The 21,514-nt window shown below is 68.3% G+C and carries 20 protein-coding genes and 1 tRNA gene; 8 read left to right on the top strand and 13 right to left on the bottom strand.

The genetic code is table 11. The features are described from left to right. Positions 1-1,203, top strand: coding sequence for an acyl-CoA desaturase (locus E7Y32_RS04595; RefSeq protein WP_146336085.1), 1,203 nt, complete (start codon positions 1-3; stop codon positions 1,201-1,203). A gap of 67 nt (positions 1,204-1,270) precedes the next feature. On the opposite strand, the gene E7Y32_RS04590 is transcribed toward E7Y32_RS04595, so the two are convergent. The 5 genes from E7Y32_RS04590 to radA form a co-directional block, all read right to left on the bottom strand. Further along, a complete protein-coding gene (locus E7Y32_RS04590; protein WP_146336084.1) occupies positions 1,271-1,903 on the bottom strand; it encodes a class I SAM-dependent methyltransferase in 633 nt (210 codons plus the stop codon). Between the two features lie 5 nt (positions 1,904-1,908). Then, positions 1,909-4,008, bottom strand: coding sequence for a heavy metal translocating P-type ATPase (locus tag E7Y32_RS04585; RefSeq protein ID WP_146336083.1), 2,100 nt, complete (start codon positions 4,006-4,008; stop codon positions 1,909-1,911). A gap of 115 nt (positions 4,009-4,123) precedes the next feature. Further along, positions 4,124-5,602: a multicopper oxidase family protein gene (locus E7Y32_RS04580; RefSeq protein WP_146336082.1), complete on the bottom strand. Its 1,479-nt coding sequence runs from the start codon at positions 5,600-5,602 to the stop codon at positions 4,124-4,126. Continuing rightward, entirely contained in the window at positions 5,602-5,910 is a 309-nt protein-coding gene (locus E7Y32_RS04575; RefSeq protein WP_146336081.1) for an SHOCT domain-containing protein, read from the bottom strand. The genes E7Y32_RS04580 and E7Y32_RS04575 overlap by 1 nt, the downstream gene beginning before the upstream one ends. Before the next feature lie 99 nt (positions 5,911-6,009). Next, positions 6,010-7,383: a DNA repair protein RadA gene (radA, locus tag E7Y32_RS04570; protein ID WP_146336080.1), complete on the bottom strand. Its 1,374-nt coding sequence runs from the start codon at positions 7,381-7,383 to the stop codon at positions 6,010-6,012. A gap of 147 nt (positions 7,384-7,530) precedes the next feature. Between radA and E7Y32_RS04565 the strand changes: the two genes are divergently transcribed. Beyond that, positions 7,531-8,340 (top strand): hypothetical protein, encoded by an 810-nt coding sequence (locus E7Y32_RS04565; protein ID WP_146336079.1) that lies wholly within the window; start codon positions 7,531-7,533, stop codon positions 8,338-8,340. Between the two features lie 52 nt (positions 8,341-8,392). Here E7Y32_RS04565 and E7Y32_RS04560 read toward each other — a convergent pair whose 3' ends face one another. Next, complete coding sequence (locus E7Y32_RS04560; RefSeq protein ID WP_146336078.1) at positions 8,393-9,520, bottom strand: aromatic acid exporter family protein; 1,128 nt, start codon at positions 9,518-9,520, stop codon at positions 8,393-8,395. A gap of 259 nt (positions 9,521-9,779) precedes the next feature. Between E7Y32_RS04560 and pstS the strand changes: the two genes are divergently transcribed. From pstS to pstB, 4 genes are all read left to right on the top strand, one after another. Then, positions 9,780-10,901: a phosphate ABC transporter substrate-binding protein PstS gene (gene pstS / locus E7Y32_RS04555; RefSeq protein WP_146336077.1), complete on the top strand. Its 1,122-nt coding sequence runs from the start codon at positions 9,780-9,782 to the stop codon at positions 10,899-10,901. Between the two features lie 193 nt (positions 10,902-11,094). Beyond that, on the top strand, positions 11,095-12,027 hold the full coding sequence (gene pstC, locus E7Y32_RS04550; RefSeq protein WP_146336076.1) for a phosphate ABC transporter permease subunit PstC: 933 nt from the start codon (positions 11,095-11,097) through the stop codon (positions 12,025-12,027). Further along, positions 12,028-13,137, top strand: coding sequence for a phosphate ABC transporter permease PstA (gene pstA, locus E7Y32_RS04545; protein ID WP_146336075.1), 1,110 nt, complete (start codon positions 12,028-12,030; stop codon positions 13,135-13,137). 46 nt (positions 13,138-13,183) lie between these two features. Beyond that, complete coding sequence (gene pstB, locus E7Y32_RS04540; protein WP_138767760.1) at positions 13,184-13,963, top strand: phosphate ABC transporter ATP-binding protein PstB; 780 nt, start codon at positions 13,184-13,186, stop codon at positions 13,961-13,963. A 78-nt stretch (positions 13,964-14,041) separates the two neighbouring features. Here pstB and E7Y32_RS04535 read toward each other — a convergent pair whose 3' ends face one another. The 3 genes from E7Y32_RS04535 to E7Y32_RS04525 all read right to left on the bottom strand — a co-directional run bounded on the left by E7Y32_RS04535 (position 14,042) and on the right by E7Y32_RS04525 (position 16,697). Then, positions 14,042-15,058, bottom strand: coding sequence for an inorganic phosphate transporter (locus E7Y32_RS04535; protein ID WP_146336074.1), 1,017 nt, complete (start codon positions 15,056-15,058; stop codon positions 14,042-14,044). A 1-nt stretch (position 15,059) separates the two neighbouring features. Then, positions 15,060-15,677, bottom strand: coding sequence for a DUF47 domain-containing protein (locus tag E7Y32_RS04530; RefSeq protein ID WP_146336073.1), 618 nt, complete (start codon positions 15,675-15,677; stop codon positions 15,060-15,062). Positions 15,678-16,040: 363 nt separating this feature from the next. Beyond that, positions 16,041-16,697: a hypothetical protein gene (locus E7Y32_RS04525; protein WP_146336072.1), complete on the bottom strand. Its 657-nt coding sequence runs from the start codon at positions 16,695-16,697 to the stop codon at positions 16,041-16,043. A 202-nt stretch (positions 16,698-16,899) separates the two neighbouring features. On the opposite strand from E7Y32_RS04525, the gene E7Y32_RS04520 reads away from it, so the two are divergent. Beyond that, positions 16,900-16,972 (top strand) — tRNA-Lys (locus E7Y32_RS04520). Positions 16,973-17,095: 123 nt separating this feature from the next. Here the strand turns inward: E7Y32_RS04520 and E7Y32_RS04515 are convergent. Together E7Y32_RS04515 and E7Y32_RS04510 are read right to left on the bottom strand one after the other, a co-directional pair. Then, entirely contained in the window at positions 17,096-18,226 is a 1,131-nt protein-coding gene (locus tag E7Y32_RS04515; RefSeq protein WP_261382595.1) for an IS1249 family transposase, read from the bottom strand. Between the two features lie 138 nt (positions 18,227-18,364). Beyond that, on the bottom strand, positions 18,365-19,111 hold the full coding sequence (locus tag E7Y32_RS04510; RefSeq protein ID WP_186467042.1) for a site-specific integrase: 747 nt from the start codon (positions 19,109-19,111) through the stop codon (positions 18,365-18,367). Here E7Y32_RS04510 and E7Y32_RS16245 point away from each other — a divergent pair. Beyond that, entirely contained in the window at positions 18,998-19,522 is a 525-nt protein-coding gene (locus tag E7Y32_RS16245) for a phage major capsid protein (protein WP_315897987.1), read from the top strand. The two genes, E7Y32_RS04510 and E7Y32_RS16245, sit on opposite strands and share 114 nt — an antisense overlap. Before the next feature lie 42 nt (positions 19,523-19,564). Here E7Y32_RS16245 and E7Y32_RS16240 read toward each other — a convergent pair whose 3' ends face one another. Beyond that, on the bottom strand, positions 19,565-20,044 hold the full coding sequence (locus tag E7Y32_RS16240; RefSeq protein WP_186467040.1) for an HIRAN domain-containing protein: 480 nt from the start codon (positions 20,042-20,044) through the stop codon (positions 19,565-19,567). 615 nt (positions 20,045-20,659) lie between these two features. After that, positions 20,660-21,418 carry a DUF3800 domain-containing protein gene (locus E7Y32_RS04495; RefSeq protein ID WP_146336068.1) on the bottom strand — a complete coding sequence of 253 codons (759 nt, stop codon included), beginning with the start codon at positions 21,416-21,418 and terminating at the stop codon, positions 20,660-20,662. Positions 21,419-21,514 lie beyond the last annotated feature (96 nt).

Below are 21,514 nucleotides of genomic sequence, written 5' to 3'. Positions count from 1 at the left end.
ATGACGATTGTTTCCGACAAGCCCGACGTTTCCGGGGACGCTTCCCCGGCCGGCGCTGGCGCCGCCAAGCCTCCCGCCGCCGTAAAGAAGCGGCCCGGGGCCCTCGCCGAGACGGGCAGCCCGTTGCTCCGCCCGCCCGCCGCGGCGCACCTCTCCGACGAGCAGGTCGCGGAGCTCGGCCGCGAACTCGACGCCATCAAGGACGACATCCTCGCCAAGCGAGGTTCCTCGGACGCCGCCTACATCCGCCGGATGATCAAGATCCAGCGCGGCCTGGAGATTTCCGGCCGCGCGGCGCTGCTGGTCAGCAAGAACAAGGCCGCCTGGGCCGCCGGCACCACGCTGCTGAGCTTCGCCAAGATCCTGGAAAACATGGAGCTGGGGCACAACATCCTGCACGGCCAGTGGGACTGGATGCGCGACCCGGACATCCACTCCACCACCTGGGAGTGGGACTTCGTCACCCCGGCGCGCTCCTGGCAGCACACCCACAACGACCTGCACCACCGCTGGACCAACGTCGTCGGCAAGGACAACGACATCGGGTACAACCTCCTGCGGATGGACCCGCAGCAGGAATGGAAGCCCTTCAACCTGGGCAACCCGCTCTACAACGCGCTGCTCGCCCCGGTCTTCGAGTGGGGCATCGCCATCTACGACCTCGAGCTCGTGGACTACCGCGAGGGCCGCAAGTCCAAGGAAGCGCTCACCAAGGACCTCAAGGCGCTTGGCCGCAAGGCCCTCAAGCAGTTCACCAAGGACTACGCCGCCACGCCGGCGGTCGCCATGCTCACCGGCTCCGGCAAGCAGGCCCTTTACGGCACGCTCACCGCCAACGCGGTCCGCAACGTCTGGGCGCACGCGGTGATCTTCTGCGGGCACTTCCCGGACGGCACGGACACCTTCACCGAGGACATGGTGGACGGCGAGACCCGCGGCGACTGGTACGTGCGCCAGATGATCGGCTCGGCCAACATCTCCGGCTCCAAGTTCATGCACCTGATGACCGGCAACCTCTCGCACCAGATCGAGCACCACCTTTTCCCGGACCTGCCGTCCAACCGCTACGCCGAGGTGGCGCCGAAGGTGCAGGAGATCTGCCGGCGGTACGGCCTGCCGTACACCACCGGTCCGCTGCTGAAGCAGGTCGGCTCCACCTGGGCCAAGATCTTCAAGCTCGCGCTGCCGCCCAAAAAGGCCTAAGCCAGTACGCGCAAGGGGCGCCTGCCACCGCGGCAGGCGCCCTTCGCGCGTCACGCCGCAGGCGGGCCTACGGCTTGACCGCCACCCCGAGGATATGGGCCAGCGGCGGGTTGCCGGGCAGGGCCGCGAAGCCGAAGCGGTCCAGGGACTGAACCGCCAGGCCCGCCCGGACGATCAGCGCGGCGGTGTCCCGGTTCGGGTGGCAGCCGCCTGCCAGCCGGCTCCAGAGCGGGGTGAGCAGGTCCTCTGCCGCCGCCAGCAACCGGTGCGCTGAGCGGACATGCTCGTAGAACAGCAGTTGGCCGCCCGGCTTGAGGACCCGGAGGGCCTCGGCCAGGACGTCTGCCGGCTCGGCCACGCTGCACAGCACCAGGCTGAAGACGACGACGTCGACCGAGGCATCCGCCGCCGGCAGTGCCTCCGCGACCCCGTTCAGCACCGTGACCGGCACCGGCGCCGTGCCCGCGGCAGCGAACGCCAGCTCCCGGAGGGTGGGGTCCGGTTCGAGCGCCAGCACATGGGAGACCCCGGGCGGGTAGTACGGGAAGGTGGCGCCGTAGCCTGCCCCGATTTCGACGACGGCGCCGTGCGCCGGCTGCACGAGGCGGCGGCGGTGGGCCGCGGCCCCGCGGGCGTCCATCCGCGGACCGATGCGGGCATAGGACCGTCCGAAGGAGGAGGCGTGCGAGCCGGCGTCCATGCGGCTCAGCGGACCTGGGCCGGGTTGAGTTTCAGGCGCCGCAGCAGCTGGGCATTCAGCGCCACCACTATGGTCGAGGCGGACATCAGCACGGCGCCGGCCGCGGGGGACAGGACGATCCCGGCGAAGGCCAGGGCGCCGGCGGCCAGCGGAACGGCGATGATGTTGTAGCCGGTGGCCCAGACCAGGTTCTGCCACATCTTCCGGTAGCTGGCCCGGGAAAGGTCCACCATGGACAGCACCGCCCGGGGATCGTTGCCGGCCAGGACCACCCCGGCGGACTCGACTGCCACATCCGTCCCGCCGCCGATCGCGATCCCCACCTCGGCCCGGGCAAGCGCGGGGGAGTCGTTCACGCCGTCGCCCACCATGGCCACCTTCAGGCCGCGGCCCTGCAGTTCGGCGACCTTCTTGTCCTTGTCCGCCGGAAGCACCTCGGCGAAGACCTCGTCAATGTTCAGCTCCGCGGCGACGGCGCGGGCCACCTGGGCGGCGTCGCCGGTGATCATGGCGACCTTGATGCCGCGGTGCTGCAGGGCTGCGACGGCCTGCCGGGATTCCGGGCGCACGGCGTCCTCCAGGCTGACAGCGCCGAGCACCCGTCCGCCCTCGATCAGGTGCAGCACCGCGGCACCGCGCTCGATCCAGGCGGCGGTGGCCGCGGCGAGCTCCGTGGGTTCCGCGGCGGCCAGTTCCCGCAGCAGGGCCGGTCCGCCTACGTGGAGCTGCCTGTTGCCGATGTTGGCGCGGACACCGCGGCCGGTCAGGGCGGTGAAGTCCGTGGCTGCCGGCACGTCCAGTCCGCGCTCGCGGGCGGCGCCGACAATTGCGCGGGCCACAGGGTGCTCGCTGTCCGACTCCACCGCGGCGGCCAGGGCCAGGACATCGTCCTGGCTGACCCCTCCCGCGGCGGCCACGGCGCGGACCGCCGGGGCGCCCTTGGTGAGGGTTCCGGTCTTGTCGAAGAGCACGACGTCGACGGTGCGCATCCGTTCCAGCGCCATGCGGTTCTTGATCAGCACACCCGCCCGGGCAGCGCGCTCGGTGGATATGGCGATCACTAGCGGGATGGCAAGGCCCAGGGCGTGCGGGCAGGCGATGACGAGCACCGTGACGGTGCGTTCAACGGCGTCGGCAACGCTGCCCAGCAGGGTCCAAGCGATGAAGGTCAGTACGCCGGCCCCGGCGGCGAAGTAGAACAGGAAGGCCGCCGCCCTGTCTGCGAGGGCCTGGGCCCGCGAGGAAGAGGCCTGCGCCTCGGCGACGAGGCGCTGGATTCCGGCCAGGGCGGTGTCCTCCCCGATCGCCGAGACCCGCACGCGGACGCTGTTATCCGTCGCGATGGTCCCGGCGACCACGGGATCGCCGGGGGAGCGGAGGACAGTTTTGGATTCGCCGGTGATCATCGATTCGTCGAATTCCGCCTGGCCCTCGGTGACCGTGCCGTCCGCCGGCATCCGGCCGCCCGGGCGGACCAGGATCGCATCTCCCGGCACGAGGTCGGCGACGCTCACGGTCTCCGTCCCGCCGTCGGTAAGGCGCTCCGCCTCGTCGGGCAGCAGTGCCGCCAGCGCGTCCAGCGCCCCCTGCGCCGAGCCGAGGGCCCGCATCTCGATCCAGTGCCCCAGCAGCATGATCGCCACCAGGAGCGCCAGTTCCCACCAGAAGTCGAGGTCGAATCCGCCGAGGCCCAGGCTGGTCGCCCAGGAAGCGAGGAAAGCGACCGTGATGGCCATGGCGATCAGCAGCATCATTCCTGGCCGGCGCGACTTCAGCTCGGCGAGGCCGCCCTTGAGGAAGGGCTGGCCGCCGTAGAGGAACACCACCGTGCCCAGCACCGGCGGGATCCACGCGGAACCGGGAAACTCGGGCGGCTGGTAGCCGAGGAGGTGCCCGAACATGGGGCTGAACAGCACCACCGGAACTGCCAGCGCGAGTGTCAGCCAGAACCTGTTCTTGAACATCGCGACGCTGTGCCCGGCATGCTGGCCGTGGCTGTGCACCACATGCTCATCGTCCGGCACGGCCGGCGGCCCGTGGTGGGTGTGCCCGGCGCTGCCGCCGGGCTGCAGTTGGCTTATTCGCCCGCTGTGCTGGTGTTCCATGGTTCCTGCCTCCCGGGAAGGTCGTTGCGTCCAGGATCCGTCCAAACATACCCCCGGGGGGTATGTTTGGCAAGAGTGCGCGGACGGCTGGGGAGCCTCAGCCGGCCGGGGAGCGTCAGCGCACCTCGATCACGCCCATCATGCCGAGGTCCTCGTGGTCCAGGATGTGGCAGTGGTACACGGAACGGCCGGTGAAATCCCGGAACGCGATCCGCACGGTGACCCACCCGTTGGCGGGCACGTTGACCACATCCCGCAGCGCGGGTTCCACGGGCCGTCCGTTTTCCGCGACGAGCTGCATGGGCCACACATGCAGGTGGAACGGGTGGTCCATCGGGCTGCGGTTGATAATTGTCCACTCCTCGACCGTCCCGGCGGCCGCGGTGGTGTCCGTCCTGGACTCATCGAAGGCCCGGCCGTTGATGGTGAAGCCCATCATGCCCATGCCCGCACCCATCCCCATCCCGGTGCCGAGGACCAGCTGCCGGCGGGCGGCAACGACGGCGGAGCCCAGTTCCGGGGGCGCGGGCCCGGCAGGGACAGCAGCGACGGCCGAGGCGGGGCCCCCGGCGACCAGCAGCGTGGCCAGGGCAGAACCGGCCGGATCCGCCGTCCCATCCCCGCCTTCCGGCGGGGCCGGTCCCATGCCGCGCCCGGCCATCCCGGCCAGGCGGCCCCGGTCATAGGGCAGCGCCCGCAGCACCGATTCCCCGTTGGCGGCCGTGACGAGCAGCTCCGCCCGGTTCCCCGGCGCCAGCAGCACCTCCTGCACGTCCGACGGCGCCTGCAACCGCCCGGAGTCCATCCCCAGCAGCTGCACTTTCTGCCCGTCCAGCCGCATCCTCAGGTACCGGGCCACGCAGCAGTTGACGATCCGCCAGTGCTCCCGGTCCCCGGGGCGCGCCGCGAAGCGGGGATTGGCCTGCCCGTTAACCAGGAGCACCGCGCCCTCACGCCCGGCCATCCGCTCCGGCTCCGCGGGCTCGGCCACGTCCCCGGCGCCGTCGAGGCTGGTGTCGGAGACCAGCAGGATGCGCTCGGCGCTCGCCGGGACGGGCTCGGCGTCCTCGACAATGATGGCGCCGAAGAGGCCGGCGAAGATCTGGGCGGCGACCCGGCCGTGGTGGTGCGGGTGGTACCAGTAGAGGCCCGGCGGGTGGCCGGCCGGGAGCTGGTACTCGTAGTCGAAACTGCCGCCCGGATCCACGGTCACGAACACGTTGTCGCTGTTGCCCTGGGGCGAGACGTGCAGGCCGTGAAGGTGCAGGTTGGTCGGCTCGGCGAGCTTGTTCACCAGCCGGAGCCGGAGCACCTCGCCGGCCCGGAGCCGCAGGGTGGGCCCCGGGATGCCGCCGTTGTAGCCCAGGGCCCCGGCCAGCCGGCCGGCGAGCGGCAGCCTCCCCGGCGCTGCCTCAAGGGTGGCGGCCAGGATGCCGCCCGAGCTGCGGAGCGCCGCGGGCTGGGCCAGATCCTGTCCGGTCACCGGCGACGCCCGGGAGTTGAGCGAAGACCACAGCCCCGCGCCGCCGGCAATCGTCGCGGAGGCTCCGAGCCCGCCCAGCAGCAGGGCGTTCCGGCGGCTGATCGGCGCCACTACGGGCCCTCGCCGAGTTCCTTTACATGCTCGCGGTACTGTTCCGCGGTCAGCTCGCCCCTCGCGAAGCGCTCATCGAGGATCAGCCGGGCCTGGCTCCTGCCGCCGGGGCCTCCCGGGCCTCCGGGGCCCGCGCCAAAGCTGGCAGGTGTTCCGTAAGCCCCGGCATGGCCCTGCCCGGGCGGCACACCGCGGCCGGGTGCGCCGAAGACCCGGATAGCGAGCAGCACAAGCACGGCGATGCCGACCAGGAGCAGCATGCCCCAGAGCCACATCCACCACATGTTCTGCCCGTACCCCCACATCATGACCGGTCCCTTCGCCGCAGGAGCTTCTTGTCCAATCGTGCGCCCGCAGGAACCGCAACGCTAGGGTCCTAAGTCGCCCCCGGCGCACGCCGTCGGGTGTCAGCTGATCAGCAGGCCCAGGGCCTCGGCCAGGTGTCCGACCTCCCGGACTGAGAAGCCGGCCGGGACCGGCCCGGGCCCGTTGGGGCTCGCCGGGACCACCGCGTGCGTGAACCCCAGCCGGTGGGCCTCCTGGATGCGCTGGTTGATCCCCGGCACCGGCCGGACCTCGCCGGCCAGGCCCACTTCGCCGAAGGCGATCAGCCGCTGCGGGAGCGGTTTCTTGGCTTTCGCCGAGGCGACGGCCAGGGCTACCGCGAGGTCCGTGGCGGGCTCGCTGAGCCTGACCCCGCCCACGGTCGCTACGTAGGAATCGTCCTTGTGCAGCAGGCAACCGGCCCGCTGCTGCAGCACGGCCAGCAGCATCGCCACCCTTGAGCTGTCCAGGCCACTGGTGGCCCTGCGCGGCTGCGCGTTGGCGCTCTCCGCCAGCAGGGACTGCACCTCGGCCAGCAACGGGCGGCGGCCCTCCAGCGTCACCGTGATGCACGTACCGGACACGGGGTCCTTGGTGCGCGAGACGAACAGGCCGCTGGGGTCGGCCAGGCCCACAATGCCGTCCTCGTTCAGGTCGAAGCAGCCGACGTCGTCGGTGGGGCCGTAGCGGTTCTTGACCGCGCGCAGCAGCCGCAGCCGCGAGTGCCGCTCGCCTTCGAACTGGCAGACCACGTCCACCAGGTGCTCAAGCAGCCGGGGTCCGGCGATGGAGCCGTCCTTGGTCACGTGCCCTACCAGCAGGGTGGTCATGTTGCGTCGCTTGGCCGCGGCAATCAGGGAGGCCGCCACCTCGCGGACCTGCGAGACGCCGCCGGCGCTGCCCTCGACATCGGCGCTGCTCAGGGTCTGGACCGAGTCCACCACCAGCAGCCGCGGCTCGAGTTTTTCCACCTGGCCCAGGGCCTGGCCGAGGTCCGTCTCGGCGGACAGGTAGAGCGATTCGGCGACGGCGTCGATCCGGTCCGCGCGCAGCTTCACCTGGGCCGCCGACTCCTCGCCGGTGACGTAGAGGACGTCCTGGGCTGTGCGGGCGAACTTTGCCGCGACGTCCAGCAGCAGCGTGGACTTGCCCACGCCGGGTTCGCCGGCCAGCAGGATTACCGCGCCGGGAACCAGGCCGCCGCCGAGCACCCGGTCCAGCTCGTCCACCCCGGTGGGGAGGAACGCGGCCGTTGTGGCGTCGACGTCGGCGATCCGGCGGGCGGGCTCCAGGACGGTGGCCGCCGCCGTCGTCCGCGCCACCGCGGCGCCGGTCTCCTCCACGGTGCCCCACGCCTGGCATTCGCCGCAGCGGCCCACCCACTTGGCCGTGGTCCAGCCGCATTCCGCGCACTTATAGCCCGGCGCCTTGGCGGCGCGGGTTGTCTTGGTTGCCATTGCTCAACCCTAACCGGGGGCGCCGACATCCGTCCCGGAGCCCCGCCTCGGGCGGCCGGCGTCCGTTGCGGGAGGGCCTTGACGGTGCACGCCTCTACCGCCCATGCTGGGTTCCTGCCGTGCCAAGGCACTAACGGAAGGCCGACCATGTCTACTCGTAACCCAGCTGTTTCCCGGTGGCATTTCCGGGTGGTCCTGGCGGCCGCCGCAGCAGCGGTCCTGGCGTTTGCCGCGCTGCCCGCCGAGGCAGCCACGGCACCCGGTCCCGGCAACGACGTCTCGTGGCCCCAGTGTGGCAAGGCATTGCCGAAAGGCCAGACCTTCGGCATCGTCGGCGTCAACAACGGGCTGGCCAACACCACGAACCCTTGCCTTGGCACGCAGCTGACCTGGGCCGGCACCTCGAAGGGCGGAACCGGCCAGCCGCTGGTGGCCCTGTACGTCAACACAGCGAATCCCGGGGCAGCCGGGTCGTGGTGGCCCAGCAGCAACACCTACGGCGGGACCACCGTGGCCAACCCTTACGGAGAGTGCACCGCAGGATCCTACGGGCCTGCCTGCTCCTATATGTACGGATACGCGAAGGCCTACGACGACGCCACCATCCGGGGCGTCAGCAACCCGGCGTCGTACCTGTGGTGGCTTGACGTGGAAACCGGCAACAGCTGGTCACAGGGAACCTTGGCGAACCGTGCGGACCTGGAGGGCATGGCGGCGTACTTCGCCAGCATCGGAGCCCGTGCCGGCCTCTACTCCACCCGAAGCCAGTGGGACCAAATCGTCGGAACGGTGCCTTCCTCCAGCAACCTCTACACGCTGCCGAGCTGGCTCGCCGGGGCCCGCTCCCTCGCCGGCGCCAAACGCGGCTGCGCCGACGCCGCGCTGACCGGCGGCGGAAAGGTCACCGTCACCCAATATGTGTCCGGCGGGTTCGACTTCGACCACTCCTGCATCTAGCGGCGCCGTGCAGCGGCGCCGCGCCCGGGCGTCCGCAGAGGCGGGACCGGTCCTAGAGGGCGGGCAGGACCTCCCGGGCCTCGTCCGGATCCATGCCGGCGGCCTCGAGCAGGTCCACCATCAGCGGGCGGAAGAGCATCACCACGGTTTCGCCCTCAAGCCGCTGCACATCGAGGAGCCGCGGGTGCAGCCGGCCGGCCGTCTCGCTCAGCTCCGCCCGGGCGGTGCGCAGGTGGGCGCGCCGCGTTCCGTCCTGGACTTCCGCCAGTCCCAGCCCCAGTTCGTCAATCGCGGCCGCGGTCTCCTGCAGGACTTCGACGATGTTCTCAGTCGCCTCGTCCGAGAGGGCGGCGTGGTTGATCGCGCTGGTCAGCCGGCGCGCAAACACGCGGCTGTTGCGCAGCGCGAGGTCGATGAAGTCCACCGACTGCGCCAGCCGGTCCAGCTCCTCCCGGTGCCGCCGGTAGGCCGGCGCGAGGGTGGCGACCTCGCCGGAGGCGCGGAGCGTCTGGCGCATCGCATCGACCAGCGGCTGGCAGTTGCGGCCGCGGATCAGCGCATGCCACGCCTGGGTGGAGTCGCTGTGGGTCAACGCCGAGGCACACTCGCGCAGCACCTCGGCCAGTTCATGCAGCAGTTTTTTGACGTCGTTGCGGGGTTCCCGGCGTGGATCCTTGGGAATCAGGAAGGTCACGAGCAGCGCGAACACGCCGCCGACCACCGCGTCGATGCTCCGGGTGAACGGCCCTCCCGCGGGCGCCGGCAGCAGCACCACCAGCAGGGACTGCAGGCCCAGCTGGGTCGTGAAAATAGTGCCGCTGTCCAGGAAGCGGGCCAGCAGAATCGAGAAAAGGAGCACGACGGCGGCCTGCCAGATCCCCGCGCCCAGCCAGTGCAGCAGCAGGTCGCCCACCACAATGCCGATGGTGCAGCCCAGGCCCACCTCCACGACCCGGCGCAGCCGCGGGTCCCGGGAGAAGCCCAGGGCGATCAGCGAGGAGGTAGCGGCGAACAGCGGCCCGGTGTGGCCCAGCACGTACTCGGCGAAGGCGTAGGCCCCGACGGCGCAGGCCGTCATCTGGATCGCAGGCAGGAGCGACGTGCGGCTCCGGACAAACCCGGTGCGGATCCGCCCGCGCAGGAATCGTGCGCTTGCTGTGAGTCCGGTACCGGGGGCCATGCCTACCAGTCTATTTGCAGTCCGCGGTGGCCAAGGCGCAGGCCGCGGGCCCTACGACTGTGACGCACGTAACGCAACCGCAACCCGTCAGATGTCAGCAAATGGCCGGGATTCGTTAACCCGCCGTTCACTTTGGACCGCAATTCTCTTCACTTGGGCCACCTAACTTCGGTAGAGGTACAAACCGTATCCACCGTCTTTTTGTTCGGACGTCTCCGGTCCGGCACGCATCTGAATAACCCTGGAAGGGGTACATCTAGTGAAGGCATCACGCTTCGGCCGCAACTCGGCCATTGCTGTTATGGCGGCCGGCGCTCTCGCGCTCACCGCTTGCGGCTCCGACAACGCCACCAACACCGCCCAGTCGGCCACGCCGTCGGCGGCTGCTGTCAAGGTCACCGGCACGCTGACCGGCATCGGTTCCTCCGCGCAGGGCGCAGCCATGGACGTGTGGAAGACCAACTTCGCCTCCGCCAACCAGGGCGCGAACGTGCAGTACTCCCCGGACGGCTCCGGCGCCGGCCGCAAGGCGATCATCGACGGTTCGGCCCAGTTCGCCGGCTCCGACGCCTACCTGAAGGACGAGGAGATGACTGCCGCGCAGGCCAAGTGCGGCCCCGACGGTGCACTGAACATCCCGGTCTACATCTCCCCGATCGCGGTGGCCTTCAACCTGCCGGACATCAAGGAGCTCAAGCTTGACGCTCCCACCGTAGCCAAGATCTTCCGCGGCGAAATCGCCAAGTGGAACGACCCGGCCATCGCCGCGATGAACCCCGACGCCAAGCTTCCGGACCTCAAGGTCACCCCGGTGAACCGCTCGGATGACTCCGGCACCACCTCCAACTTCACCGACTACCTGGCTGCGGCCGCGCCCGAGGTCTGGACCGACAAGTCCTCCGGCATCTGGCCCGCGTCCCTGAAGGGCGAGAACGCCAAGGGCACCTCCGGCGTCGTCAAGACCGTCACCGACACCCCCGGCGCCGTCACCTACGCCGATGACTCCGCGGTCAGCGGCAAGCTGGGCGTCGCCCAGATCAAGGTCGGCGGATCCTTCACCAAGATCTCCGCCGAGGCCGCCGCCAAGGCTGTCGACGCCGGCAAGCCGGTCGAGGGCCGCAACGCCAACGACCTCTCCATCAAGCTGGACCGCAAGACCACGATCGAAGGTGCCTACCCGATCGTGTTGGTCTCCTTCCACGTGGTCTGCAACACCTACGACACCAAGGCAACCGCAGACCTGGTCAAGGCCTTCGAAAGCTACGTCGTCTCCGACGCCGGCCAGAAGGCCGCGGCCGAGGCCGCCAAGTCCGCGCCGCTGTCCAAGGCGCTGCAGGACAAAGCGATGAAGTCCATCGAATCCATCAAGGCCAAGTCCTAGGGATCGAATGCGCCGCAAGGCATAGTGGAAACACCAGCCTGACCAAGGTTCCCTGTTCCGAACAGGCGGTTACTGACCGCCCGCCCGGAGCAGGGAACCTAGGCGTTTGTCCGAAGTACCCAAAGATTAACCGCCGCTGTCCCGGAAAGATCCGTGCGGCCGCCGGTGCAGATCGAAGCTGAAGGATCGTGAAGTGACCACCACCTCCCTGACCAAGTCCCGGGGCGCAGGCCGCGCCGGCGACAAAGTCTTTTCCGCAGCCACCTTGGCCGCCGGGTGCCTGATCCTTGCCGTGCTCTTCGGCGTGGCACTCTTCCTGGTCATCCAGGCCATTCCCGCCCTCGTGGCCTCCCCGGACAAGATCCAGGGCGGCGAAGGCTTCTTCGCCTACATCTGGCCGATCGTCATCGGCACCCTCATCGCGGCCCTGATCGCCCTCGTGATCGCGACGCCGGTCGCGATCGGCGTCGCACTCTTCATCTCGCACTTCGCCCCCCGCGGGCTGGCCTCCGGTCTCGGCTACGTCATCGACCTGCTGGCCGCCATCCCCTCTGTGGTCTACGGAGCCTGGGGCGCTGCGTTCCTGGCGAGGGAAATCTCCCCGGCCTACAACTGGCTGGCCAGCAACATGGGCTGGCTGCCGATCTTCCAGGGCCCGGCCTCGGCCACCGGCAAGACCATCCTCACCGCTGGCATCGTGCTGGCGGTCATGGTCCTGCCGATCATCACCTCCCTCTCCCGCGAAATCTTCCTGCAGACCCCCAAGCTGCACGAGGAGGCCGCGCTGGCCCTTGGCGCCACCCGCTGGGAAATGATCCGCATGGCCGTGCTGCCGTTCGGCCGCCCCGGGATCGTCAGCGCCGTGATGCTGGGCCTTGGCCGCGCGCTCGGCGAGACCATGGCCGTGGCCCTGGTGCTCTCCTCCGGCGCCCTCACGGCAAGCCTGATCCAGTCCGGCAACCAGACCATCGCCGCCGAAATCGCCCTGAACTTCCCCGAAGCCAGCGGCCTCAAGGTCAGCACGCTGATCGCCGCCGGCCTGGTCCTGTTCGTCATCACCCTCGGCGTGAACATGATTGCCCGGTGGATCATCACCCGGCACAAAGAATTCTCGGGAGCCAACTAAATGACCTCCACCCTGACCCCGGTCCGCAAACGCTCGGCCCTGACCAAGGGGCAGCTGCCTAAGGCGGCGCCCTACATTGTGCTGGCCCTCGCGCTGGTCCTCGGCGCGGCCATCCTGGCCCTGATCGGCTTCAACGCCTTCGGCTGGGGCATTGTCTCGGCGATCCTGTTCACCGCCGGCCTGGTCGGCTGGAGCGCCGTCGTGGAAGGCTCCCGCAAGGCCAAGGACAGGCTGGCCACCTGTCTTGTGGTCGGCGCGTTCCTGATTGCCCTGCTGCCACTGATCTCGGTGATCTGGACGGTACTGGTGAAGGGCCTGCCGGGCTTGGTGGACCCCGGCTTCCTAAGCACTTCGATGAACGGCGTCACCGGCTCGTTCGACAACAAGAGCGTCGAGGAAGGCGCCCCCGTGATGGGCGGCATCTACCACGCCCTGATGGGCACCCTGCAGATCACCCTGCTCGCCACCGTGATCTCCGTCCCGGTGGGCCTGCTCACCGCCATCTACCTCGTCGAGTACGGCGAGGACCGTACGCTGGCCCGGGCCATCACGTTCTTCGTCGACGTGATGACCGGCATCCCCTCGATCGTGGCCGGCCTGTTCGCCGCGGCGTTCTTCTTCGCCGTCGTCGGCCCCGGCACCAAGACCGGCGCGGTCGCCGCCGTCGCGCTCTCCGTGCTGATGATCCCGGTGGTGGTCCGCTCCAGCGAGGAAATGCTCAAGATCGTCCCGAACGAACTCCGCGAAGCCGCATACGCCCTCGGCGTGCGCAAGTGGCGGACCATCCTCAAGGTGGTCATCCCGACGGCGATCTCCGGCATCGCCTCCGGCGTCACCCTCGCGATCGCCCGCGTGATCGGCGAGACCGCCCCGATCCTGGTCACCGCCGGTTTCGCCACCTCGATCAACAACAACGTGTTCGGCGGCTGGATGGCCTCGCTGCCCACATTCATCTACACCCAGATCCTCAACCCGACCTCGCCGTCCAATCCGGGTCCCTCCGACCAGCGTGCCTGGGGCGCGGCCCTGGTCCTCATCATCCTCGTGATGCTGCTCAACCTGGGTGCCCGCCTGGTGGCGCGCATCTTCGCCCCGAAGGCCGGCCGCTAGGCCGCCGCCGGCACCCGGTCCCTACCTCCACAAGTGAAGGAACAGCATGTCTAAGCGCATCGACGTCAAAGACCTGAACGTCTACTACAGCAAATTCCTGGCCGTCGAGGACGTCAACATCAGTATCGACGCCAAGTCGGTCACCGCCTTCATCGGCCCCTCCGGCTGCGGCAAGTCCACCTTCCTCCGCACCCTGAACCGGATGCACGAAGTCATCCCGGGCGCCCGGGTGGAAGGCGAAGTGCTGCTCGACGGCGACAACCTCTACGGCCCCGGCGTGGACCCGGTGACGGTCCGTTCGCAGATCGGCATGGTGTTCCAGCGGCCCAACCCGTTCCCCACCATGTCCATCCGGGACAACGTGCTGGCCGGCGTGAAGCTGAACAACCAGAAGATCTCCAAGGGCGAGGCGGACTCCCTCGTGGAGCGCTCCCTGCGCGGCGCCAATCTCTGGAACGAGGTCAAGGACCGCTTGGCCAAGCCCGGCTCCGGACTCTCCGGCGGCCAGCAGCAGCGCCTCTGCATCGCCCGCGCCATCGCCGTGGAGCCGCAGGTGATCCTGATGGACGAGCCCTGCTCGGCCCTGGACCCCATCTCCACGCTCGCCATTGAGGACCTCATCAACGAGCTCAAGGACGAATACACCGTGGTGATCGTGACCCACAACATGCAGCAGGCCGCCCGTGTCTCGGACAAGACGGCGTTCTTCAACATCGCGGGCACCGGCAAGCCCGGCAAGCTGATCGAATACGGGGACACCCACACCATCTTCAGCAACCCCACCGTAAAGGCCACCGAGGACTACGTCTCCGGCCGCTTCGGGTAGGCCCTGCCCGCTCATCGACTGCTCCGCACGTGCCGTTTTGGGCCCCCAAAAGGGCACCTACGGAGCAACCGGCGGGTGCTAGAGGCCCGTAAGCGGGGAGAGGGCGAGTTCCAGCACGAACGCCGCCGCCGCCGTCACCAGCGGGGTCAGGGCCCAGAAGGCGAGCACCCGGAGCACCAGCCGCCGGTTGGTCCCCGTATACCTCTGGTTCGTGCCCGCCCCCAGCACGGCCGAGGTCACGGTGTGGGTGGTGGAAACCGGCCAATGCAGTCCGATGGCGCCCACCAGCAGGATGACGCTGCTGTAGAGCTGGGCAACGAACCCGCGTAGCGGATCGATCCGGACCAGCCGGTAGCCGATCGTGTAGGAGATCCGCCAGCCGCCCGCGAGCGTGCCCGCCGTCAGCATGGCGGCTGTCAGCAGCGCCACCCACGCGGGTGTGGACCCGCCGTCAGTCAGCCCGGCTGCCAGCATCGCGAGGATGAGCACGGCGCTGGTGCGCTGGCCGTCCTGCAGTCCGTGCCCAAAGGCCACCGCGCCCGCGGCGATGGCCTGCGCCCGCCTGGACCTGCTGTTCACCACACCCGGCGGGGTGTAGCGGGCCGCCCACGTGGCGGGCCAGACCAGCAGGTAGGCGCCCACGAAGGCGATGACAGGGGAGATCAGCAGGGGGAGCACCACCTGGAACAGCAGCGACTGGTCCGCGCCGCCCACGGAGTTCCCACCCACGGCCACGCTGGCGATGCCGGCGCCGGCCAGGCCGCCCACCAAAGCGTGCGTGGAGGAGGAGGGAATACCGCGCCACCAGGTGTAGACGCCCCACAGAACGGCGCTGAGCAGCCCGGCGATCAGGATGGTCAGCCCGTTGGCCCCGGCCGGGAGGGCCACCCAGGTCCGGCTGACCTCCAGCGCCATCGCCGCGCTGAGGGCGGCGCCGATGAAGTTGAACACCCCGGCCAGCAGCACCGCGACGGTGGGCGTCAGGGCCCGGGTCCGGACCGCGAGGGCTACCGAGGACGAAGCGTCCCGGAAGCCGTTGAGGAAGGCGAATGCCGCGGCGAAGAGGACCACCAGGGCAAAGAGGGCCAGGGACACCTCAGGATTCCTTGACGATGATGCTGCCCACCTGCGTGGCGATTCGCCGCATGTCCTTGGTGACTTCCACGAGCTGGTCCGCGATGTCGCGGTTGCGGGCGTACTGGGCCGACTTCATGTCCTTGAGCATGTCCGCCACCCAGACCCGGTGGGTGCGCTCGGCGCGTTTGGTGAGCCGCAGGACTTCGATCCAGTAATCCTCGAGGTCATCCAGATTGTTCAACTGGCGCATGGCGTCGACCGTGAGCTCGGCCTGCCGGCTGATGATTTCCAGCTGGTCCGCCGCGCGTTTGGGCAGCCGTTCCAGTTTGTAGAGGAAGACGAGGTCGGCGGCGGCGTCGAGCTTTTCCATTGCCTCATTGAGGTAGCGGGAGAGCGCGTACATGTCCTCGCGGGGGAGCGGGTTCAGGAAGCTGGTCCGCATGTGGGTCAGCAGGGCAAAATGCAGTTCCGCGGACTTGGCCTCGTGGTCGTGCATGTCCTCCACGAGCCGCGAATGCTCGCTGGCCGGCGCGCCGAGGATCTCCGCAAGGGTCCCCGTGGCGAGGGCGATCTGATGGGCCATTTGGGACAGCAGGTTCAGCCCTGCGGGCTCCTGGGGGAAAAGGCGCAGCTTCACGTGGGGTTACCGGTCTCCGGACGAGGCGTACACGGGCGTTGTCTGCCGGCCCTGGAACGTGACGATGACCCGCGCATGGGGATTACTTTACCGCCCGGGAAATAACGGCCGGAAACCCTCCGCCCGGCAGGGCATGAAACAGGGCATGAAAATGGTGCCGAACCGGATACGCCTCTCGGCGGTAGGCCGCTCTAGGCGGCTAATTGTTGAAGCCCGGGGGTTTCGCGGTTCGACACCGCCTTCAGTTTTCTACGTCGGCAGGCCCAAGTCAACATTGACAGCACGGGCCGCGCATGCGTATTGACAGGGTCTCCGGGCAGGTCTAAGAGGCCCAATCCGGGCGCCGTCGGGCCGGCTTTGGACTCAGTCCAGCTCGCCCAGCCGCCAGGCGTTGGCCGCGTGTTCGAGGTCCTCGGCGGTCTTGACCAGGAGGTGCGAATTGCGCGTGAGCTTGCTCGCATGGTTTTCGTTGCTGTGCTCCGCACCGTCGGCAAGGGTGGCCTGGCCCAGCGCCACCACCCGGCAGAAGGCCGCGGACCGCTCCAGCGCGACGTCGAACTCGCCGTCGAAGGCGCCGGAGAGGATGGCGTCCGCCATCGACTTCATTTCCTCGGCGCCGGGAGGCTCCGCCGCGCCCGCCACCACGTGGGAGACCTGCGCGGTGTCTTTGCCCGCCTTGAAATAGACCGAAATCCGTTCCGGGTCCCGGATGGTCGCCGCGCGGAGGGCGTAGAGCCGCCAGAGGGCGCCGGGCAGGGACCTCGCCGGGCTCTCCGCCCACATTTCGGCGATGGCGTCCAGGCCCTGTTCGTCGGCAAGTTTGACCAGCCGTTTGGTGACTTTGGGGTCGTCGCTGTCCCGTCCGCGGCGCACGAGCGCCTGTGCCGCGAGGTGGGCGGCCTCGGAGACCCGCGCCGGGTCCGCCCCGCCGGCGAACGGTTCAAAATCGATCGGCGCGAAGGGCTTGGGCTTGTGGTGACGGTGCGGTCCGGGGCTGCCGGCTCCTGCTTGCTCGCTCATGCCCCCACGCTACTCCTGTGTATTCCGGGAATCGAGCATGGCGTTCGGCCGCCGGTCGACGGCGCCGCAGCCCCCGACGACGGCGTGTCGGCCCGGGTGCCAAAGGCCGCCTGTGTCTGCGGTACAGTGTTAACGTCCAGAAATGGACTGGGCCGACGTGCCTGTCATCAGCGGATTTTCCGCCGGTTGAGGCTGTCGGCGGGGGCCTTTAGCTCAGTTGGTAGAGCATCGGACTTTTAATCCGTGGGTCGTGGGTTCGAGCCCCACAGGGCCCACTCTTTTAGCGAAGAGTGGAAAGCCCCGGTTCCTTGCAATTGCAGGGAATCGGGGCTTTTTTGCGTCCGGGTTCGGTTCGCTTCGGGGGTTATAGGACAAAATGTGTGTCTTTTTCGGGCGTGTTAGGTGCGTCCTGCCCAGCCTTTTCTGGCCCAGAGGCCTTCTTCGGCGCTGAGACCGGCGCTATAACGTTCCGGGCCCGGAGTACCGTCCGTGATCACCGTTCGCTTCGGCCGCGGGAGCTCGTAGTGGTGCGCCGCGATCAGCTCGGCCGGCGGTAGCGGGTTTTCGCTGTGGAGGTAGAGGTACCACTCGATGGCGCGCTTTTGGTGCTCTTCGCTCATCCCGCGGTGGGCCCGGAGGATTAGACGGAGCTGGGCGTTCGTGCCGCCTTCGATTCGGTTGGTTGTGGGTGCAATGTTGAGCCCGGCGTGTTCGGCACGCAGGTACGTGAAGAGAGTCCCGGCCCGGCTGAGGCGTTCGAGGAGCCGGTAGGCCTTGCGCAGCCGGTCGTGGGTGAACCACCAGCTTTGGTTTGCCCGCACCCATCCCGGCACGAGGGCGGTGCCGTTGCGGTAGGTCCTGGCCCGGACGAGGTGCCCGTGGTCCTGATACCAGTCGTTCAGGCCTCCGAGCCAGGCCGCGGCTTCGGTCGCCGTGGTGATTCTGGTCAGGGCACGGCCAAGGCGCAGGAGCGCTTTGCCGGCCTCGGTTCTGGGCCGGCCGGTCAGGTAGGTGCGGACGTTGCGTTGGACGTGCACCTGGCAGCGCTGGACCGCGGTCTCGGACCAGCATTCAGACAGGGCGGCGGCAATCCCGGCGCCGCCGTCGGTGATCACGACCGTGGGCGCGGGGAACCTTGCCAGCAGGGCCGCCCACGCAGCCTTTTTCTCGGTGTCGCACCATTGCCACCCGAGGACGTAATCGCCGGCGACCGCGATCAGGCAGCACCACGAGCCGACGTAAATCCCGTCGACCTGGATCTGGTCGTGGACCTCGCCGGTGACGGGAATCTGTGGGGCGATATTCCAGCACCAGCCCGTCCGGCGGCGGAAGGACCGGTCGGCGCCTTCCCGGACACACTCGACCTGGGAGCTCTTGCCCATGAGCCAGCCGAGAAAGGCGCCCAGTTGGGCCCGGCGTTCCACATCGGGCCGGGTCCTGGTGCTGCTCGCACCGCACCCCGTACATCTCCACCGGGTCCGCCCGGCGGAGGTCTTACCGTTCCGCTTGAGTCCAGAACCACAGAGCACACAACGCGAGGAATTCCCAGCACCAGCCACAACTACGAGTCTCAGGGCATAGCAAACCCCGCATTACCGCCCCGGCACTAGGAAGCAGGCCTCACGCAGACACACATTTTGTCCTATAACCCCGCTTCGGGGTGGGCGTTATGCGGTCCGTGGGTACATTCCGGAGACATTGCCGGTGGCGTCGAGGGCGGACGTCCTGGCTGTTTCGAGGGCTGCGGAGACTTCGTCGAGCCGGTCCGGCCAAAGGTGGCCGTAGGTGTTGAGAGTTTCCGTGGCGTCTTTGTGTCCCAGCATGAGCTGGACGACTTTGACGTCGGCCCCGGCCCCGATTGCCGCGCTGGCCGCGGTGTGGCGTAGCTTGTGCGGGGTGACGCCTAGGCCGTCGAGGTCGGCGTCGTGGGCGGCGAGATTGAAGACGCGGTTTCGCCAGTTGTGGTCGTTCAGCGCCTCTCCGGTGGGCGTCTGGAATACGTGGGCGTCCTGCGACTGGCCGGCGGTGAGCTCCTGGAGCTCGGCGACGAGGAAACGGGGCAGCGGCACGGCTCGTTTCTCGTGGGTCTTGGGCGTTCCGAGCACCTTTTTGCCGACCCTGTCGAGCGTCCACGTAGCGACGACGGCGGCGCGGGCTCGCATGAGGTCGAGAGCGGAGACTTTGAGGGCCAGCGCCTCATTGATTCGCAGGCCGGTGTAGGCGAGGAACCGGACGAGCGTTCCGTCCGTGGTGCGTCCGGTGAGCTCCTCCGCGGCGGTGGCGAGTTCTGCCACCTGGGCGTGGCTGAGATAGACCTGCTCCGGGGCGGCGACTCGTGGCAGACGGACACCCGCTGCGGGGTTGCGGCTGATCCGGTCCGTTTCGACTGCCCACGCCAGGACGGCAGACAGCACGGTGTGAATGTGGCCGATGCTCGAGGGGCTTCAGGGGGCCTCGCATTGGGGCGGCCTCGTACCTGGGCGGGTTGCTGCTCCGGACCTTGCCGGCGGCGGGCGCGGTGCCGGCTGCAGCTGCGCGACGGCGGCGCTACCGGGAAGTTCCTCCTCGGTGATCCGGCCGCGGGCTCGGCTCCGAACATCTGGCGCATTCCTCGGATCGTGTCGCCGGCCGTTCCTGCCGGGCGGGCCATCCTCGCGGACTGGTCGCGCGCGGTCGTCGCGGTCCGCGAGGAGGCAACGATGGCCGTCGATACGTCCGGGCCCCTGTTCGACAAGAACCAGGCCAAGATGCGCGTCGAGTCCCGCCTTGGGTTCGGCGTCAAGGTGCCGTCCGCGTTCGCCGTGCTGGACCTGTCCGCGTCCTAGTCAGTGGGGCCGGCTGCTGGCTGCCGGCCCCACTACATGCGGTCAGTCGCGTTGGAGGTACTCGAGCATCTCGGGCGTCGTGATGAGGGCGCGCGGGGATGACTTCGTCTGGATGACTATTGCAGACAGCTCTTGGCCGGAGTCGAGCATCTCGGCCACCCATTTGGCGCGTTGCTTGTTGACGTAGCCGATCTTGGCGGCGGGTCGGCCGGCCGTGAGGGCGACGGCGTTCGGGTCGTACTCGTTGCCCGGTTCGCGCAAGATGCCCAGCCGCTGGCCGTTCCGGAAACGTCGGGGCTTGTCCTCGTCGTCGTAGTAGCCCGTCCCCACCACACGGAACGCGAAGATACTGAAGTGACGGAGGGCCAGGGTCTTGTAGTCCACAAGTTGGCCACTGGGCAGTGCGAGGTCGAGGCCGTTATTCGATGAGACAAGACGGAGGGGCGGGCGACCGTCGGGTCCGGGCACGAGGTGTTCCTTGGCGCTCTCCGCCGAGACGTAGCCTGCGCGGTAGCTCTTCACAGTTACCCCGGCGCCCTTCGCTTTTGCCCTCTCGGCGTCGTAAAACGCGCTTGCCCGCCGTGCTGCCTCATCGCTTGGAGAGTGTGGCACGTTGGGGGCCTCGTCGGCGGCCGGTGGCTGGTTTCGGCTCTCGCTGGCGGCCGGTGCCTGGGCCCGGCTTTGTCCTGCTGGCTGTGCTGGTTCCGGCATTGCTAGCGCTGCTGCCGTCCTGTTACCAATCAACGCGGCTGTGAGCCTGTCCCATATCCCCATGCGGTGACTATATCGGGGAGCGGCGGCGTGGCAGGGTAGGGGCGTCTGCATCGCTGAGAATCGGCCGGGGGGACCCGAGTCGCCGGCAGTGGACATCTCCCCCCCAAAGAACGCTTGGGGGGTCGCGCGCGCGTGCGCGCGAAGGAGTTCGCGGTCTAGTCGTTGTTGACAGTGCTCACGGACTTTGGCGCTGGGGATCTGGTCTCAAGAATGTGCTTCGACACGCCAGACCACTTGAGATGGGCGCTCAACTGGACATAGTATGGACACAACGGCTCTTGGGGAGCCTGCCAGGGAACGCCCGCGATGCTGCCATCGCTCTCCTTAAGTGGATCGGCCCTTGGAGGCTCCCGGGGAGCCGTTTCACTTGGTGCACTGGCTGCAGGGGAACCAATCAAGGTTGGTGAGTACACCCGCGTTAGGCATGGGGAAGATTCCTAATGGAATCGCACAACTTTCGCTGTTCCTTATTTGGTGCCATACCGTCCGAAGATACATGGGCTCGGTGTATCCGAATTCCCCGCTCGGCCACAACGCAGCTTTCAGAAACCCGCCGTACAAGTCTGCGGCCTGGGACTCGGCGTAAACGTCCGCGGATACCCATCTAAGTCCCTGCTCCATGTGAAACGGTATGCGAGGGTCGATCGTCGCTTCTCGGCGAATGTAGGCATCAGTCGTCGTGTGGTCGTGATGCCTGACGTGAGAAAATCGAGTCCACACCTTCCCGTTGCTGCCCTTCCAGTTTCGCGCGGCCCACAAGATCGACTTGTACAGGGTGTAGGCCATGTAGTTGTAGAACGTCTGAGGGTCGTCTCGGTAGGTTCCGGGCAGGAGTTGGGCCTTCGCTGCGAACGTGTAGCAGACTTTGATGCCGTGAACCTGGGCCAATACTTCGGAGGCCCGCCTCCTGCGGTCGTGCGTCTTTACGTGCGCCTTCCAGGACAGGACCACGCCTGAGGGGACACCGAAGTCAGAACGCAGAGTCTTGACGGCTGCTCGTAGCGCGGCAACGCCTTTGTCGTCGGCCAGTACGGCTGCCATCCCAAAGATCGGACTGCTTTTGGTGCTGTTGCCCCTGTCGCCGGTTTCATCGATGTAAGCGTAAATATCCCCCAAAGCCATTCGTACAGCATATCGGCGTTCGCCGACGGGGCCGCCTTGCCTCCCGTCTTAAGGACATGCTCGAACCGCAGGTCTCTGTGGATACATTTTGGAGAC

This window comes from Arthrobacter sp. UKPF54-2 (assembly GCF_007858535.1).
Classification (GTDB): Bacteria; Actinomycetota; Actinomycetes; order Actinomycetales; family Micrococcaceae; genus Arthrobacter.
This window is presented reverse-complemented; position numbering and strand designations above follow the sequence as displayed.

Coding starts and splice junctions, on each gene's coding strand:
- radA (WP_146336080.1), bottom strand. CDS start 7,383: ATGGCAACCAAGACAACCCGCGCCGCCAAGGCGCCGGGCTATAAGTGC.
- E7Y32_RS04590 (WP_146336084.1), bottom strand. CDS start 1,903: ATGGACGCCGGCTCGCACGCCTCCTCCTTCGGACGGTCCTATGCCCGC.
- E7Y32_RS04525 (WP_146336072.1), bottom strand. CDS start 16,697: ATGAGCGAGCAAGCAGGAGCCGGCAGCCCCGGACCGCACCGTCACCAC.
- pstB (WP_138767760.1), top strand. CDS start 13,184: ATGTCTAAGCGCATCGACGTCAAAGACCTGAACGTCTACTACAGCAAA.
- E7Y32_RS04575 (WP_146336081.1), bottom strand. CDS start 5,910: ATGATGTGGGGGTACGGGCAGAACATGTGGTGGATGTGGCTCTGGGGC.
- E7Y32_RS04495 (WP_146336068.1), bottom strand. CDS start 21,418: ATGGCTTTGGGGGATATTTACGCTTACATCGATGAAACCGGCGACAGG.
- E7Y32_RS04595 (WP_146336085.1), top strand. CDS start 1: ATGACGATTGTTTCCGACAAGCCCGACGTTTCCGGGGACGCTTCCCCG.
- pstA (WP_146336075.1), top strand. CDS start 12,028: ATGACCTCCACCCTGACCCCGGTCCGCAAACGCTCGGCCCTGACCAAG.
- E7Y32_RS04565 (WP_146336079.1), top strand. CDS start 7,531: ATGTCTACTCGTAACCCAGCTGTTTCCCGGTGGCATTTCCGGGTGGTC.
- E7Y32_RS04560 (WP_146336078.1), bottom strand. CDS start 9,520: ATGGCCCCCGGTACCGGACTCACAGCAAGCGCACGATTCCTGCGCGGG.
- E7Y32_RS04585 (WP_146336083.1), bottom strand. CDS start 4,008: ATGGAACACCAGCACAGCGGGCGAATAAGCCAACTGCAGCCCGGCGGC.